The organism is Acinetobacter cumulans, assembly GCF_003024525.3.
Classification (GTDB): Bacteria; Pseudomonadota; Gammaproteobacteria; order Pseudomonadales; family Moraxellaceae; genus Acinetobacter; species Acinetobacter cumulans.
Window position 1 is genome coordinate 1,298,621 of record NZ_CP035934.2, and the last position, 15,607, is coordinate 1,314,227.

Sequence of the window (15,607 nt, forward strand, 5' to 3'; positions counted from 1 at the left end):
TGATGAATATTGAACAAATGCTGGCCGTACTCGATCCTGAAATTGTTAGTCGTTTAAAAACGGCAATTGAAATTGGTAAATGGCCTAATGGCGTGGCGTTGACAAAAGAACAACGTCAAACCTGTATGCAAGCAGTTTATGCGTGGGAAGCTAAAAACTTACCTGAAGATGAACGTAGTGGTTATATTGACCGTGGCACGAAAGAAGAAGATGAGCATTGTGACTCTCATGATCATGCTGAAGAAGAATTTAAGCCAATTAAATTTATTTAAAGTAATACGGTCTTTTTGATCAATAAAAAAGGATGCTTAGCATCCTTTTTTTTATGGCGTTATTCACCGCAATATTTAACGTGCCTGCCAAAGTTTACGAGCATGTTGCATTGCAGTTGGGTAGTCTGCACAAACGCCCATGGTATATAAAGCAATGCCCATGGTTTCAATCACGGCAACTTCGCCGTACTCATGTGTGCGTTGGCCTTCCCAAACAGCTTTAAATACCGCAAGGTCGAGTTCTTCTTCGATAGGACTACGGTTGTCTGTGAGCTTTGCTAACTCATGTTCATATAGCTCGCCATTTTGGATGCCACAAATTAAAGTTTTAGCATCTGGATTGCGTTCAAACTCGCCACCTTCTCCTTTAATAACGGCACTATTTTGATAACCTAAGCGGTAGGCAGACTGTTGGTGTGAACTGCGATATGCAGGATGGAAAATCGCTTGCAAGGTGGCTTTGGCATTAAAAGGATTAATTAAACGCGCAAGTGTATGAATTGGTGAGCGTAAGCCCATCACATTACGCAGTGCAATTAAGTCACTTAGAATTGGTGAAATAGCATGTAAAGGTAAATAGGCAAAATTACTTTGCTTCAGTGCAGTTTCAACTTCAGTATCTGTTTGGCAGATTGGATAGCCTAAATATTCGAGAACTTGCTCTGTATAAACACGGTTAAGCGTGTGGCCAGAAGCCCCATGCATGACAATTTTATAGCCGTTTTTCGCAAGTGTTAGTGCTGCCAATAAAAACCAAGGATAATGTTTACGCTTGCCTGCATAAGATGACCAATCTAAATCTACAGCTAGAGGTTTAAAATTAAGCTGATCACGTGTTGCTTGTACAAAGCCTGCAAGTTCATCCACAGATTCTTCTTTAACACGTAACAACATGAGAAATGCACCCAATTGCACGTCCAAGACTTCATCTTTTAAAATCATGCTAAAAGCTTGATAGGCTTCATCATAGTTTAATGAGCGTGCGCCATTTTTGCCTTTACCAATAATACGTACAAACTGTGCAAAGGGATGTTCAAAATCTTGATAAATATTTCGTTTGGTATTCATAAATATATTTTCAGGCTATGCATGACATTTGATCCTAGTTTACGTGTATGCATGCGAGATTTCAGCTTGATTTTGGCGCTAAAACTAGCACTTATGAGACTATAGTCTAAGAGGTTGTGTTTGTTATTTAACCTAAATTAACAATTATGGGAAAACAAAAAACTAAAAAACAGGTAAAATTTAAACCAATTCGAGTGTATTACTCATCTCCTGATCCATTCTGATTTTTTATCAGGTCCTGAAGTAATTATTAAAATTACGTATACACATTTTTCTGTATTTAGCATGCTAAATACATAGGTATTCTTTTGTCTGGGCAAAAGGGTTTCAACTGTTTATTTGTGTTAAATAAACAAAAACTGAATATTTCTTATCATGAGAAATATGTAGTGAAGTATTATCATGACCAAAAAACCAATTTATAAATCACTTTATTTTCAAGTGATTGTTGCTATTTTTTTAGGTGTTTTGGTGGGGCATTTCTCACCAAGTTCAACTGAAATTGTAAATGGTGTTAAGCAAAGCGTACCTGGTTTGGGTGAGCAATTAAAACCATTGGGTGATGCTTTCATTAAGCTCATTAAAATGATTATTGCGCCAGTTATTTTCTGTACCGTCGTGAGTGGTATTGCGGGCATGGAAAGCATGAAATCTGTAGGTAAAACAGGTGGTATTGCGCTGTTATATTTTGAAATTGTTTCTACATTTGCATTAGTAATTGGTTTACTTGTAATTAACATTGCTAAACCTGGTGTAGGCATGAATATCGACCCAGCAACTTTAGATACTTCAGGTATTTCAAAGTATGTTGAGTCGGGTGCTTCGCAGTCCACAGTTGATTTCTTAATGCATATTATTCCTAACACAGTTGTTGGAGCATTTGCAGAAGGGGAGATTCTACAAGTATTACTATTTGCTTTACTCTTCGGTTTTGCACTGCATAAACTTGGCGATGCAGGTAAACCTGTATTGAAGTTTATCGATCAACTCTCACATGTTTTCTTTAATATTGTAAACATGGTGATGAAGCTTGCACCGATTGGTGCATTTGGTGCAATGGCATTTACGATTGGTAAATATGGTATTGGTTCGTTAGCGCAATTGGCGCAATTAATCATTTGTTTCTATGTGACCTGTTTGCTGTTTATTTTTATTGTACTGGGCGCAATTGCACGCTTCTGTGGTTTCAGTATTTTGAAAATGATTCGTATGATTCGAGAGGAACTACTCATTGTGCTGGGTACATCTTCTTCAGAATCTGTACTGCCACGTATGCTGAAAAAGCTCGAAATTGCAGGTTGTGAAAAGTCAGTTGTAGGTTTGGTTATTCCAACAGGTTATTCATTTAACTTGGATGGTACGTCTATTTACTTAACTATGGCAGCAATCTTTATTGCCCAAGCAACCAATACCCATTTGGATTTGGCACATGAAATTACATTACTTGCAGTATTGTTGATTTCATCTAAAGGTGCGGCTGGGGTTACAGGTTCTGGCTTTATTGTTATGGCTGCAACTTTATCAGCAGTTGGCCATATTCCTGTGGCTGGTTTAGCATTGATTTTAGGTATTGACCGTTTCATGTCTGAAGCACGTGCATTAACTAACTTGGTTGGTAACTCATTAGCAACAATTGTGGTTGCAAAATGGGTAGGTCAATTGGATGTTGAAAGCCTCAATTATTATTTGGCAAATCCAGAAGAAGTTGACCGCAAAATGCTTGAAGAGCAAGACCAAGCACATGCTTAATTCGGCAGAAGTTTAAAGTTGGGTTTAGAAAAGGAAGCTTTGGCTTCCTTTTTTATTGTTTATTGGGTGATATAGAACTTCTTGCAAGACATCATGTCATGGCATTCAGCCAAGTCATTTTTGTTGTGTTCAGCTGTGGGCCATTGGAAAAATATACATTTTGAACGCAAAAGTTTTCCTTCATGACGTGCCTCTAAAACTCCTCTAGGATGGGAGTATTCAAAAACAACAATCTGAAAAGGAACTGTTCAATGCTTGCTTATGATGCAGATTTAGAATTATTTAGAGATAACTTTCGTCGTTTTATGCAAGAGCAGATTGCACCGCATTATGAGCAATGGGAACGCGAAGGCATTATGCCACGCTCTGTATGGAATGCTTTAGGTGATAACGGTTTCCTGTGCGTAGATGTGCCGGAAGAATATGGTGGTTATGGTGTTCCAACACATTATTCATTAATGCTGGTCGAAGAGTCTGCACGTGCAGGTTTTAGCGCACTATCTACAGGTATTTCGTGTCACTCTGAAATTGCGGCACCGTATATTTTACATATTGGTTCAGAAGAACAAAAACAATACTGGTTACCTAAAATGGTAACAGGTGAAGTTGTGGGCGCGATTGGTATGACAGAGCCGGGTGCAGGTTCTGATTTACAGTCAATGCGTAGTAGCGCCATTTTACAAGGTGATCATTATCTATTAAATGGTTCTAAAACCTTTATTTCTAATGGTCAGCATGCAGATTTAGTGGTGTTGGCAGCTAAGACTGATCCGCAAGCGCGTGCTAAAGGCGTGTCTTTGCTGTTGGTGGATACACACTTGGACGGTTTTAAGAAAGGCACAAACCTCGACAAAATTGGTCTGCACTCACAAGATACCTCAGAGCTGTTTTATGACAATGTAAAAGTGCCAAAAGAGCAATTATTGGGTCAAGCGGGTCATGGCTTTGCTTATCTTATGCAAGAGCTTCCACGTGAACGTACTGCAATTGCAGCGACTGCTGTAGGTGCAATCCGTGGTTCGATTGAAGTAACAGTAAAATACGTGCAAGAACGTCAAGCTTTTGGTCAGGCGGTGGGGCAGTTCCAAAATACTCGCTTTGTATTGGCACAAGCCAAAATTGATGAATTGGCAACCATTGCATTTTATGAGCGTAATGTTGAGCTCTACATGGAAAATAAACTGGATGTAGAAACTGCAGCTGCCTTAAAGAGCTTTTCAACGGATATGCAGATGAAAATCGCGGACAATTTACTACAATTGTTTGGTGGCTATGGCTATATGACTGAATATCCAATTTCACGTTTCTTCGTTGATGCGCGCATCCAGCGCATTTATGGCGGAACCAACGAAATTATGAAAGAAATTGTAGTTCGTAGTATGTTGGGCCGTAAAGCTTAGATGGTTATATATTGAGTTTTAGTCATAAAAAAGAACCTTCGGGTTCTTTTTTATTGGCTCAAGGCAATCAAACTTTCACGAATAAAATAAGGTAAATCGGTAGATGATGGTGAAGAAATATAGAGGTTATTATCATTTACTACACTGACATCATAATAGACTGCACCTGCATCTATTAAAGACGATGCATTTGGTTTGTTAATTGTCATTAAGTGACCTGCCACAACCCGTGCTTGAATTAACAGTTGTGGAGCATTTGAAATACTCATAATTAATTTATGCGAATTGGCAAAATGTTGAATAAATTCGAGATAGCGCAGATCTTGAGAGAGGAGGTCATGTGAATGGCCACCGGGAATTAATAATGCATCAAAATTGTTTAAGTCAACTTCTGCAATGCTTTGATCAATTGTAACGGCGCTGGTGCAATGTTGACCATGAATGATTTTACCAGCTTGTGCTTCAATATTTAAAATCGAATGTCGAGCAGCACGAAAGGCTTCTACGGTTTCGTCGTAATGTGTGTCTTCAAAATTATGGGTCACCAGTACAGCAATATTTTTTGGCATGGTCGGAGACTCAAGAAATCTTTTAAAAAATATTACACCGTGTCTGCATTTATAAAGTGCGATATTTGTCATAATAAAGTATGAAAAGGTAACCAAGCCTCGGTACTCTAATCGTGTTTTTTTAAGACCTAGCACTCGGGCATTAGTTTGTGTGAAAGGTATTTCTTTTATGAAATTTTAATTGGAATAACTGAACTATTTTTTATGAATAAAGTGGTTGAGTTGGCTTTTTAGCTTAGATGTTGAATCATGAAAATTCCTGTAGTTTTCATAACTTAATAACAGGGTTGTATATATACAAAACAAGATTGAATGACACAAGAAGATGATAATTTAAGCAAAGCATAAAGGCAGAAATCATGTGGATAGTTTAAACAACTGTCTGTTTTTAAGGCTGAATCAATGAAAGTCGTATTGCGCAACATTTGAAAGCTAACTATTGTTATACTTGTTTGCAAACCATGTTTTTGAAGGGCGATATAACAATGATCAACGACGATCAAAACACGAAGGCTTCTCTTGACCTAGCTCAAATCCGCGAAGATATTGATTCAGTGGATATGCAAATTCAGCAATTGATTAACCGTCGAGCTAAATTGGCAGAGGCAGTAGCAAAAGCAAAATTTGCTTCAGAAGAAGATCCTCTGTTTTACCGTCCTGAGCGTGAAGCGCAAGTTTTACGTAAAGTTATGGATCGCAATGAAGGCCCATTGTCTGATGTCACCATGGCTCGTTTGTTCCGTGAAATCATGTCGGCATGCTTGGCTTTAGAAGCACCACAAAGTATTGCTTTTTTAGGCCCTGTGGGTACATATACTCATTCGGCAGTTTTAAAGCATTTCGGTCAGGATGCTGTCATTCGCCCTTTACCGACTATTGATGAAGTATTCCGTGAAGTTGAAGCGGGCAGTGCGCATTATGGTTTAGTGCCTGTTGAAAACTCATCTGAAGGTGTAGTCAATCACACACTAGATTGTTTCAAGACATCACATCTGAACGTAATTGGTGAGGTTGAATTGCCAATTCATCACCAGTTCTTAATTTCTGAAAATACACGTAAAGATAGCATCAAACAAATTTATGCTCATCAACAAACTTTGGCGCAGTGCCGTGGTTGGTTAGATGCGCATTATCCTGGTGTTGAACGTGTTGCATTAAGCTCAAATGCAGAAGCTGCGCGCCGTATTCGTAATGAATGGCATTCGGCAGCCATTGCATCTGAGGTTGCCTCAAGTATTTATGGCTTAGAAATTTTACATAGCAATATTGAAGATAACCCAGAAAACACGACACGTTTCTTGGTTATTGGTCGCGAGAAAGTGCCACAGTCAGGTAATGATAAAACGTCATTACTGGTCTCTGCACATGACCGCGCTGGGGCATTGTTAGAAATTTTAGCACCATTTGCTAAACACAATATTAGCTTAACAAGTATTGAAACGCGTCCAGCATTGCCAGAAAAATGGGCCTATGTGTTCTTTATTGATCTTGAAGGTCATGTTGAGCAAGACAATGTGAAAGCGGCCATTGAAGAAATTCGACCTTTAGTTAAAGAAGTTCGCGTGTTGGGTTCATATCCAATTGCGGTGCTCTAAGTTCACAACTGTGATGTGTGTGTTTGCATGCACATCACCTTTATTACTTGAAATAATCGGAAGTGTAAAATGACGTTTGTCCCAGCCAATGAAGGCATTGAAAAATTAAAGCCTTATCAACCAGGTAAACCAATCAGTGAGCTTGAGCGTGAGTTGGGGATTACTGATATTGTTAAATTGGCTTCTAATGAAAATCCATTGGGTTGCTCTGCAAAAGTAAAAGAAGCGGTAGCTGCTGAATTAGCTGAAATTGGCCGTTATCCAGATGGTGGTGGTTTTATTTTAAAAGACCAAATTCAGGCACAATTTGGCGTGGCACATGACCGTATTACATTAGGCAATGGTTCAAACGATCTACTCGAGATTTTTGCACGCAGTTTTGTATCTGAAAAGGATTCAGTTGTGTACAGTCAGCATGCATTTGCTGTCTATGGCTTGGTGACTCAAGCAATTAATGCACAAGCCATTGAAGTGCCTGCAAAAGGTTTTTCACATGACTTAGATGCAATGGCTGCTGCGGTTCAAGCCAATACCAAATTAATTTTTATTGCAAATCCGAACAACCCAACAGGGACTTGGTTTGAAGAAGCAGAATTTGATGCATTTATGCAAAAAATTCCAAGCAATGTGATTGTGGTATTGGATGAAGCTTATGTGGAATATTTCCCAGAAAACTTTAACAGCTTGAAGTTCTTAGATCAGTATTCAAACCTAATTGTTAGCCGCACGATGTCAAAGTGCTATGGCTTAGCTGCACTTCGTGTAGGTTTTGCTTTAGCTTCTGTTGAAGTGACCGACTACCTTAATCGTATTCGTCAGCCGTTTAACGTGAACCACCTTGCAATGGTGGCGGCAGTTGCTGCGCTCAAAGATGAAGCTTTTATTGAGCAATCACGTGTCGTGAACAAGGCGGGTATGGCGCAGTTAGAAGCTGGCGTAACGGCATTAGGGTTAAGTTTTGAACCTTCGCGTGCGAACTTCTTATTAATCAATGTAAATGCAGATCCTGCACAAACATTCGCAGCTTTACTTAAAGAAGGTGTGATTGTGCGTCATGTTGGAATTGCAAATCATCTTCGTGTATCAATTGGTACTGAAGTAGAAAATGAAAAATTCTTAGCTGCTTTGGCTAAGGTGCTGGGTTTAGAGGCAAAAGCGTAAATTATGGCAACGCCACTGTTTGAAAAAGTTGCATTTATTGGCCTTGGGCTAATTGGCTCAAGTCTAGCTCGAGTGATCATTGCTGAAAAATTAGCAACGGAAATCGTCGCTTCGACGCGATCGCAAAAAACTTTAGATGATGCGAAAGCGCTGGGTCTGATTCAGGCGGGTTATACCAATCCGATTGATGCTGTAAAAGGCGCAGATTTAGTGGTCTTGGCATTACCTGTACGTGCGACACAAAAGGTATTAGAAACTATTCAACCGTATTTAAGCGCAAATGTCATTATTACGGATGTAGGTAGTACCAAAGGCAATGTGGTAGAGGCAGCAAAAGCAGTTTATGGTGAGAAATTACCTGCTGGTTTTGTACCTGGCCATCCAATTGCTGGAGCAGAGCATACAGGGGTACACGCAGGTAAAGTCGATTTATTTGCTAACCATAAGGTTATTTTGACACCTTTGCCAAGTAGCGCAGATTGGGCAGTAGATAAACTCATTCAACTGTGGCAAGCAGCCAAAGCTGAGGTCATTTGTATGGATGTGGACAAGCATGATGAGGTGCTTGCTCACACCAGTCATTTACCGCATCTTATGGCATTCAATTTGGTTGAGCAATTGGCCAACCGTGAAGACAATTTAGATATTTTCCGTTATGCAGCAGGTGGCTTCCGTGACTTCTCACGCATTGCTGCCAGCGATCCACAAATGTGGCATGACATCTTTTTTGCCAATAAAAAGGCAATTTTAAATGCAGTCGATGGCTTTGAACAGCAGCTAACGACTTTGCGCAAGTTGATTGAAGATGAAAACTCGCAAGCATTGATGGGATTGCTCGGACATGCGCAAGCAGCACGACAGCACTTTAATCACATGCTGGCTAAAAAACCCTTGATGGAGAAAAACAAAGTGACGACACAGCAATTTACAATTTTACCGGGCCAAAAGAATTTCCAAGGTAAATTTACAGTGCCAGGGGATAAATCTGTGTCACACCGCTCAATCATGTTTGGTGCGATTGCTGAAGGCACCACACATGTGACTGGTTTTCTCGAAGGTGAAGATGCACTTGCAACTTTACAAGCATTCCGTGACATGGGAGTGAGTATTGAAGGCCCAAAAAATGGTGAAGTTACGATTCATGGTGTGGGCATACATGGTTTAAAAGCACCTGCAAGTGCATTGTATATGGGCAACTCTGGTACATCGATGCGTTTGCTCTCAGGCATGTTATCTGCGCAAGCATTTGATTCGGTGATGACAGGTGATGCGTCATTGTCTAAACGACCAATGGAGCGTATTGCGAAGCCTTTACGTGAAATGGGCGCGCAAATTCAAACGACGGGTGAGCGTGGTACGCCACCAGTGTCTATCTCTGGTAGCCAAGCTTTAAAAGGCATTCAATACGATTTGCCTATGGCTTCAGCCCAAGTAAAATCAGGTATTTTGCTTGCGGGACTTTGGGCTGAGGGTGAGACTTCGGTAACTGAACCTGAGCCAACACGTGACCATACCGAGCGTATGCTTCGTGCATTTGGTTATGATGTAAAAACAGAAGGTAACCGTATTTCGCTACAAGGCGGTGGTAAGCTTGTGGGTACCAATATTCAAGTGCCTTCAGATATATCTTCAGCAGCTTTCTTTATGGTGGGTGCTGCCATTACAGAAGGTGCGGATGTTACGCTTGAAGCGGTTGGGATTAACCCAACACGTACTGGCGTGATTGAAATATTAAAGCAAATGGGTGCGGATATTTCAGTTGAAAATGAACGAATTGCAGGTGGTGAGCCGATTGCTGATATTCGTATTCAAGGTACGCGTACACTCAAAGGTATTCACATGCCTGAAGATCAAGTGCCGTTGGCGATTGATGAATTCCCAGCTTTATTTATTGCGGCTGCTTGTGCAGAAGGTCAAACAGTTTTAACTGGTGCTGCTGAGCTTCGCGTAAAAGAGTCTGACCGTATTCAAGTGATGGCAGATGGTTTGAAGATCATGGGTATTGATTGTACGCCGACTGATGATGGTATCATTATTGAAGGTAAGGGTAAGTCAGGTGAGTGGGGCTCAATTTTCACAGGTGGTGAAATTGAATCACATCACGATCACCGTATTGCAATGAGTTTTTCAATTGCGGGCTTACGAACTTCGGGCGCAATTAAAATTGTAGGTACTGAAACAGTTGCAACCAGTTTCCCTACATTTACACAATTAACAGCGAAAGCGGGCTTAGCAATTGAAGTAACAGAATAAAAATTGTTAAAACTGATTATTTGTTAGACAACAGCCAAGCAAAAGCTTGGCTGTTTTGCATTTATTGCTTATTCTAAAACCATACAACAAAAATGCCTTTAGGGTTTGATCATGAAAAAATTACAATTTGCAGCCAACTGTGAGCAACATCAAGCAAAGGAAGCAGATTCAACTGTGGCGCAAAAGCACGTCGCGGATCTTTTGGCAAGCAAGCTGGGGCAATATGGCTTTGAAGTATTGCCTCAAGGCGCTGACCGTGTTGCGGTCAGTGTAGATAATCATGAGCTACCACTTTCTGTAACCTGCCAAGGGCATAATGCTGAAGGTCATTTAGTCTGTGAAATTACGTCTTATCCTGATGAGGATCAAGATTGGTTGGAGCGCATTACTGAGCAAAGTTTGCTTAATCAATTGGCACAAGCTGTTGAAAGCTCATTGAAAGAAGATGATGCATTCAGTCAATTTAGCTGGAAAGGCTAAATTTTGATTTTGGGGTTCTTCGCGTCAGTATATGTCGCTTCATGCTATGCTGACCGAAATCTAAGTTATATGATGATACTCAAGAGAAAACGAATAAAGAAAAGTGGACTTTAGAAAGTTCATGAACGGAATGTTTGGGTACTTTAAGATGTGTGAAATTCCGTCCAATCCATGTCTGGAGGAAGTCGATGTTTGATTTAAAACGTATCACTGAGCAATTTGAATGGAATCCTGGTTCAGCTTATGGTCGATGGAGTCGGGCCATAAAAGAAAATGACCGTCCCTATATTTGGCTCAGCTGTAGACCAAGTAGCGAAGGGCGCGAACTTTATTGTATTAATCAAAGTGGTTCACCAATTGAGCGTATTGATGTGCTCCACAATACACATGCATTGGTTGATGGTGAGTATTTTAATAAAGCCAATGCTGCGCTGAGTTATACTGAAATCGCACATGATGAAGCCGTTAAAATTGCTCACTATGATGAATATTATGATTTAGATGTATTGCTGGGTGTTACTTTAGCAGTCAGTAGTACAGAGCTTGGGCATTTGGTATTAAAGTCGAAAGAGATTTTAGGTGGTCCTAAGCTTGATGATGTATTGCTTTGGAAAAATCAGTGTGATTCATCAAAGATAAAATAAAAAAGCCAGTTTGAGACTGGCTTTTTTATTTTTAAACGGCTTATTTATATTAGTTAATGAGGAAGCGTGTCATCGCAATACGCAATTGCTTTAAGTAACCTGTGAAGAAGTGGTTTGCACCAGGCAACACAGTGATTAAATGACGTTGTGGTTTCGCCCATTGAATCATATCTGACAATAAAGTGACATCATCTGCTTCGCCATGAATGAAGAGGATATCGCCTTTAATGTGTGGCGTCACATATGGACGTACACCAGCAACAGTTGCTGTAGGTAAACCACATAAGATGGTTTGTACAGGCTGAAGCTCAGTGGCAAGCATGGCATAACATTTTGCCATGACATGTGCACCAAAGCTAAAACCGCCTGCAAAGAAAGGCAAGTCTGCATGTTGGCTACGTGCATAGGCAATGACATCTAAGGTGTCTTTCGTTTCGCCATTACCTTCATCGTGAACGCCCGCACTTTGGCCAGAACCACGAAAGCTAGGACGATACACAACACAACCGCGCTCTAAAAACATTTGAGCAAGTAAAGTTGGGACTTTATGCTGTGGTGTTCCACCTTGTAGGGGATGGGGGTGAGTAACTACCGCGAATCCTTTCACTTCACCCTGTGGATAATCTACAAAAACTTCAATTTGGCCAGCTTGGCCTTGAAGGAAAATTTGTTCAGACATAACAAATAGATTAAATAGCAGGAGAATGCAGTATTCTACCGATAATGCTCAGTAAAAACACAGATTGGAAATAAAATAAGTCTACTGTTATAGTTTGATTACTTAAATTTTAATCAAGTTATCTATGCTCGCTTTAATTTCCCCAGCTAAAACTTTAGATTATGAAACTGCATTACCTACAGATCAGCACACATTACCAAGATTGCTAGAACATTCACAAGCGCTTATCGACGTAAGTCGTAGGCTGTCAGCATCTGAAATAGCCAGTTTGATGGGTGTGAGTGAAAAAATTGCAAATTTAAATGTAGAACGCTTTAGGGATTGGCAGTCAGATTTTAATTTTTCAAATGCTCGTCAAGCGCTATTTGCATTTAAAGGTGATGTATATACAGGATTAGATGCATATCATTTAGATGATGCACAAATTAACTATGCACAGAAGCATTTGCGCATGCTATCAGGTTTGTATGGCTTATTGCGTCCTTTGGATCTAATGATGCCGTACCGTTTGGAAATGGGAACTAAGCTACAAAACTCACGTGGACATAATCTATATGAGTTCTGGGGTGATATTATTACCCAGCTCATTAACCAAGACTTGTCTGAGGCTGGGAGTGAATTGCTAGTGAATTTGGCGTCAGACGAATACTATAAGTCGGTGAAAGAAAGCAAAATCCAAGCACAAATTGTACGCCCAGTGTTTTTGGATCAAAAAAATGGCAAATATAAAATTATTAGCTTTTATGCTAAAAAAGCACGTGGCCTGATGGCACGCTATTTAATTGAAAATAAAATTGAGAAAATTGAAGATATTCGTTCATTTAATTGTGATGGTTATTATTTTGATGCAACCAATTCGACATCAAGTGAATTAGTATTCAAAAGAGATGAACAAGTCGCTTAATTCAGTTTAAATAAACGAGATGAAAGCAGATCATTTGCATGGGTCTGCTTTTTTTTTGTAGAACTAAATATGTCATTCGTCGCTCTTGTATATGGATACTATGTCATATTCCTTATGCTAAAAACTTGAAAAATAAAGATCTTGCTAGAAATTGAAGTTACGTAAAATTACAAAAAAAATGTATATTAATTCAAATAAATAAAATAATGTCTATTGAGTCACATTTTTGTATTTCATTTTGTTATTATTAGCAAAAGTTAGCAAAACAATAATTTTTAGTTATGAAGACATTTGTGATTTTAATTTTCTTGAGCCTTGTTGGTGGGCTATGCATGCTGGTATATAACGATGCAGAAGCCAAGCGACAGCAAAATGTAGATCAGCTGGTTGGAGAAGAGCATCTGCAAAATTCAGAAAATTTTTCATCAAGCGTTAAATAAGGCTAAAAAACAAACTTTAAAATCGTGTGCTGACTTTTGAGTTCAAATTTATTTTTATAATTTTTTTCTTAATTTTTTATAAGACTTCAATAAAACCAATATGTTATATATATTAAAAAACGATTAAACTTAAAATTTAGAAACATTAAAAAATCCCTGTGTTATAATTCTGTTCGCATAGGGTTAGATCATATTCATAGTTAAATAAACCTATGATTTAATTCAGGTAAATAGAGCTGCATAACTGTTATGCAGCTTTTTTGTTTACGATTGATAATGATTGAGCTTGTTAAGCTTAACTTATTGATTGTTTGTGCATATTTTGTTCTGAATGAACAGTGCTGGAATTGTAGTGCTTCGACATACACAAATTTAAGCATATGCAGTGCTGTGTTTAACTTTGTGGAATGCTTAAGGCATAAAGTTTACTTAATAGGGGCTAGGTCATGACGACTCCTAATCCGTCTTCCGAAAGTGTGCTAGAACGTATGTTCAAGCTGAGTGAAAATAAAACCAGCTTTCGTACAGAAGTGCTGGCAGGTATAACAACGTTTTTAACGATGTGTTATATCATTATTGTCAACCCAATGATCTTGTCTGAAACAGGCATGGATCATGGGGCTGTCTTCGTTGCAACGTGTTTAGCCGCAGCAATTGGTTGTTTGGTAATGGGGATCATTGCAAATTATCCTATTGCTCTTGCACCAGGTATGGGCTTAAACGCTTTCTTCACATACTCAGTATGTTTGGGCATGGGCGTGCCGTGGCAAACGGCTTTGGGTGCAGTATTTATTTCAGGCTTTGTCTTTATTGCGATTAGCTTGTTTAAAATTCGTGAAGCGATTGTCAATGCCATTCCAATGTCATTGAAGCTGGCAATCGGTGGTGGTATTGGTTTGTTCTTGGCACTTGTTGCACTCAAAAATGCAGGCATTATTGTTGATAATCCAGCAACTTTGGTGGGATTGGGTGATCTGAAGCAGCCGTCTGTATTGCTTGCTTTGCTTGGCTTTTTAATGGTGGTTATTTTACATCACTTTAAAGTTCGTGGCGCAATCATTATTAGTATTCTTGCCATTACCGCTATCGCAACTTTACTTGGCTATAATGAATTCCAAGGTGTGGTGGGTGCTATTCCATCAATTGCTCCAACATTCATGCAAATGAGCTTTGAAGGCTTATTCACGGCAAGTTTAATCGGGGTAATTTTTGTATTTTTCTTGGTTGATTTATTTGACTCTACAGGAACTTTAGTCGGTGTTTCACACCGTGCAGGTTTACTGAAAGATGGTAAGTTACCACGTTTAAAAAAAGCGCTTTTTGCTGACTCAACTGCAATTGTTGCAGGTGCTGCATTAGGTACATCTTCTACAACACCATATATCGAATCATCTGCGGGTGTTGCTGCTGGTGGTCGTACTGGTTTAACAGCTGTAGTTGTAGGTTTGCTCTTTATTGCGTGCTTGTTCTTAGCACCACTTGCACAGTCAGTACCTGGTTTTGCAACAGCGCCGGCATTGTTGTTTGTTGGTGTGCTGATGATTCAAGGTATTACGCATATTGACTGGGAAGACATTACTGAAGCTGTTCCAGCTTTCTTGACTATTGTATTTATGCCATTTACGTATTCAATTGCAGATGGTATTGCAATGGGCTTTATTAGCTATGCATTAATCAAATTATGTACAGGCAAAGCATCTACTGTACCGTATATGGTATGGATTATTGCTGTGCTTTGGGTATTAAAATTTGCGTTGTTTGGCGGTTAATTCTCCGAGCACAAATAAGGGTGTAAACTCAGTTTGCACCCTTTTTTATTTTTAAAGAGGAATAAAGTATGAATCGACTTGAGCTCATCCGTGCTTTACCAAAAGCTGAATTACATGTTCATATCGAAGGCACATTTGAGCCTGAACTGATGTTTGCGATTGCCCAGCGCAATCAGATTGAGATTCCCTACAAATCTGTAGAAGAAGTTAAACAAGCGTACAACTTCCATAATTTACAGTCTTTTTTAGATATTTATTATGCTGGTGCAAATGTACTTGTACATGAACAAGATTTTTATGATTTGGCTTGGGCATACTTTGAAAAATGTGCTGAAGACAATGTTGTACACACAGAAATGTTTTTCGATCCGCAAACACATACAGATCGTGGTGTAGCTTTTAAAACGGTTATCGATGGTTTGCAACGTGCATGTGATGATGCGAAAACAAAGCTGGGCATTAGTTCGCACTTAATCATGTGTTTCTTGCGTCATTTGAGCGAAGAAGCTGCATTTACCACACTTGAACAAGCCTTACCTTATAAAGACCAGATTATTGGCGTAGGTTTAGACTCAAGTGAAGTAGGGCATAGAGATGGATCCGTAAATTTGAACAACTCCTATA

General features: G+C 39.4%; 13 protein-coding genes and 1 pseudogene. 11 read left to right on the forward strand and 3 right to left on the reverse strand.

Going from position 1 to position 15,607, the window contains the following annotated elements; genetic code table 11:
- Positions 1 to 2 precede the first annotated feature (2 nt).
- On the forward strand, positions 3 to 272 hold the full coding sequence (locus tag C9E88_RS06125; protein ID WP_106986485.1) for a YeaC family protein: 270 nt from the start codon (positions 3 to 5) through the stop codon (positions 270 to 272).
- Positions 273 to 347: 75 nt separating this feature from the next.
- Here the strand turns inward: C9E88_RS06125 and C9E88_RS06130 are convergent, their stop codons facing one another.
- Positions 348 to 1,340: a glycosyl transferase family protein gene (locus C9E88_RS06130; protein WP_106986473.1), complete on the reverse strand. Its 993-nt coding sequence runs from the start codon at positions 1,338 to 1,340 to the stop codon at positions 348 to 350.
- Between the two features lie 402 nt (positions 1,341 to 1,742).
- On the opposite strand from C9E88_RS06130, the gene C9E88_RS06135 reads away from it, so the two are divergent.
- A complete protein-coding gene (locus C9E88_RS06135) occupies positions 1,743 to 3,089 on the forward strand; it encodes a dicarboxylate/amino acid:cation symporter (RefSeq protein WP_106986474.1) in 1,347 nt (448 codons plus the stop codon).
- 251 nt (positions 3,090 to 3,340) lie between these two features.
- Positions 3,341 to 4,489 (forward strand): acyl-CoA dehydrogenase family protein, encoded by a 1,149-nt coding sequence (locus C9E88_RS06140; protein ID WP_106986475.1) that lies wholly within the window; start codon positions 3,341 to 3,343, stop codon positions 4,487 to 4,489.
- Between the two features lie 50 nt (positions 4,490 to 4,539).
- On the opposite strand, the gene C9E88_RS06145 is transcribed toward C9E88_RS06140, so the two are convergent.
- Positions 4,540 to 5,058: a DJ-1/PfpI family protein gene (locus C9E88_RS06145; protein WP_106986476.1), complete on the reverse strand. Its 519-nt coding sequence runs from the start codon at positions 5,056 to 5,058 to the stop codon at positions 4,540 to 4,542.
- A gap of 485 nt (positions 5,059 to 5,543) precedes the next feature.
- Here C9E88_RS06145 and pheA point away from each other — a divergent pair, with 485 nt between their 5' ends.
- From pheA to C9E88_RS06170, 5 genes are all read left to right on the forward strand, one after another.
- Positions 5,544 to 6,653 (forward strand): prephenate dehydratase, encoded by a 1,110-nt coding sequence (gene pheA / locus C9E88_RS06150; RefSeq protein ID WP_106986477.1) that lies wholly within the window; start codon positions 5,544 to 5,546, stop codon positions 6,651 to 6,653.
- A 69-nt stretch (positions 6,654 to 6,722) separates the two neighbouring features.
- Complete coding sequence (gene hisC, locus C9E88_RS06155; RefSeq protein ID WP_106986478.1) at positions 6,723 to 7,814, forward strand: histidinol-phosphate transaminase; 1,092 nt, start codon at positions 6,723 to 6,725, stop codon at positions 7,812 to 7,814.
- Between the two features lie 3 nt (positions 7,815 to 7,817).
- Entirely contained in the window at positions 7,818 to 10,067 is a 2,250-nt protein-coding gene (locus tag C9E88_RS06160; RefSeq protein ID WP_106986479.1) for a bifunctional prephenate dehydrogenase/3-phosphoshikimate 1-carboxyvinyltransferase, read from the forward strand.
- Positions 10,068 to 10,178: 111 nt separating this feature from the next.
- Positions 10,179 to 10,547 carry a hypothetical protein gene (locus C9E88_RS06165; RefSeq protein ID WP_106986480.1) on the forward strand — a complete coding sequence of 123 codons (369 nt, stop codon included), beginning with the start codon at positions 10,179 to 10,181 and terminating at the stop codon, positions 10,545 to 10,547.
- Between the two features lie 188 nt (positions 10,548 to 10,735).
- Positions 10,736 to 11,191 (forward strand): hypothetical protein, encoded by a 456-nt coding sequence (locus C9E88_RS06170; protein WP_106986481.1) that lies wholly within the window; start codon positions 10,736 to 10,738, stop codon positions 11,189 to 11,191.
- A 49-nt stretch (positions 11,192 to 11,240) separates the two neighbouring features.
- Here the strand turns inward: C9E88_RS06170 and C9E88_RS06175 are convergent, their stop codons facing one another.
- Positions 11,241 to 11,870 (reverse strand): alpha/beta hydrolase, encoded by a 630-nt coding sequence (locus C9E88_RS06175; protein ID WP_106986482.1) that lies wholly within the window; start codon positions 11,868 to 11,870, stop codon positions 11,241 to 11,243.
- A 124-nt stretch (positions 11,871 to 11,994) separates the two neighbouring features.
- Between C9E88_RS06175 and yaaA the strand changes: the two genes are divergently transcribed.
- The 3 genes and pseudogenes from yaaA to C9E88_RS06190 all read left to right on the forward strand — a co-directional run.
- Entirely contained in the window at positions 11,995 to 12,774 is a 780-nt protein-coding gene (yaaA, locus tag C9E88_RS06180; protein ID WP_106986483.1) for a peroxide stress protein YaaA, read from the forward strand.
- An 886-nt stretch (positions 12,775 to 13,660) separates the two neighbouring features.
- Positions 13,661 to 14,983, forward strand: a complete 1,323-nt coding sequence (locus tag C9E88_RS06185) for an NCS2 family permease (protein ID WP_106986484.1) — start codon at positions 13,661 to 13,663, stop codon at positions 14,981 to 14,983.
- A gap of 68 nt (positions 14,984 to 15,051) precedes the next feature.
- A pseudogene (locus C9E88_RS06190) lies at positions 15,052 to 15,573 on the forward strand (adenosine deaminase family protein); the annotation flags it as partial.
- Positions 15,574 to 15,607 lie beyond the last annotated feature (34 nt).

Coding starts and splice junctions, on each gene's coding strand:
- C9E88_RS06125 (WP_106986485.1), top strand. CDS start 3: ATGAATATTGAACAAATGCTGGCCGTACTCGATCCTGAAATTGTTAGT.
- C9E88_RS06130 (WP_106986473.1), bottom strand. CDS start 1,340: ATGAATACCAAACGAAATATTTATCAAGATTTTGAACATCCCTTTGCA.
- C9E88_RS06135 (WP_106986474.1), top strand. CDS start 1,743: ATGACCAAAAAACCAATTTATAAATCACTTTATTTTCAAGTGATTGTT.
- C9E88_RS06140 (WP_106986475.1), top strand. CDS start 3,341: ATGCTTGCTTATGATGCAGATTTAGAATTATTTAGAGATAACTTTCGT.
- C9E88_RS06145 (WP_106986476.1), bottom strand. CDS start 5,058: ATGCCAAAAAATATTGCTGTACTGGTGACCCATAATTTTGAAGACACA.
- pheA (WP_106986477.1), top strand. CDS start 5,544: ATGATCAACGACGATCAAAACACGAAGGCTTCTCTTGACCTAGCTCAA.
- hisC (WP_106986478.1), top strand. CDS start 6,723: ATGACGTTTGTCCCAGCCAATGAAGGCATTGAAAAATTAAAGCCTTAT.
- C9E88_RS06160 (WP_106986479.1), top strand. CDS start 7,818: ATGGCAACGCCACTGTTTGAAAAAGTTGCATTTATTGGCCTTGGGCTA.
- C9E88_RS06165 (WP_106986480.1), top strand. CDS start 10,179: ATGAAAAAATTACAATTTGCAGCCAACTGTGAGCAACATCAAGCAAAG.
- C9E88_RS06170 (WP_106986481.1), top strand. CDS start 10,736: ATGTTTGATTTAAAACGTATCACTGAGCAATTTGAATGGAATCCTGGT.
- C9E88_RS06175 (WP_106986482.1), bottom strand. CDS start 11,870: ATGTCTGAACAAATTTTCCTTCAAGGCCAAGCTGGCCAAATTGAAGTT.
- yaaA (WP_106986483.1), top strand. CDS start 11,995: ATGCTCGCTTTAATTTCCCCAGCTAAAACTTTAGATTATGAAACTGCA.
- C9E88_RS06185 (WP_106986484.1), top strand. CDS start 13,661: ATGACGACTCCTAATCCGTCTTCCGAAAGTGTGCTAGAACGTATGTTC.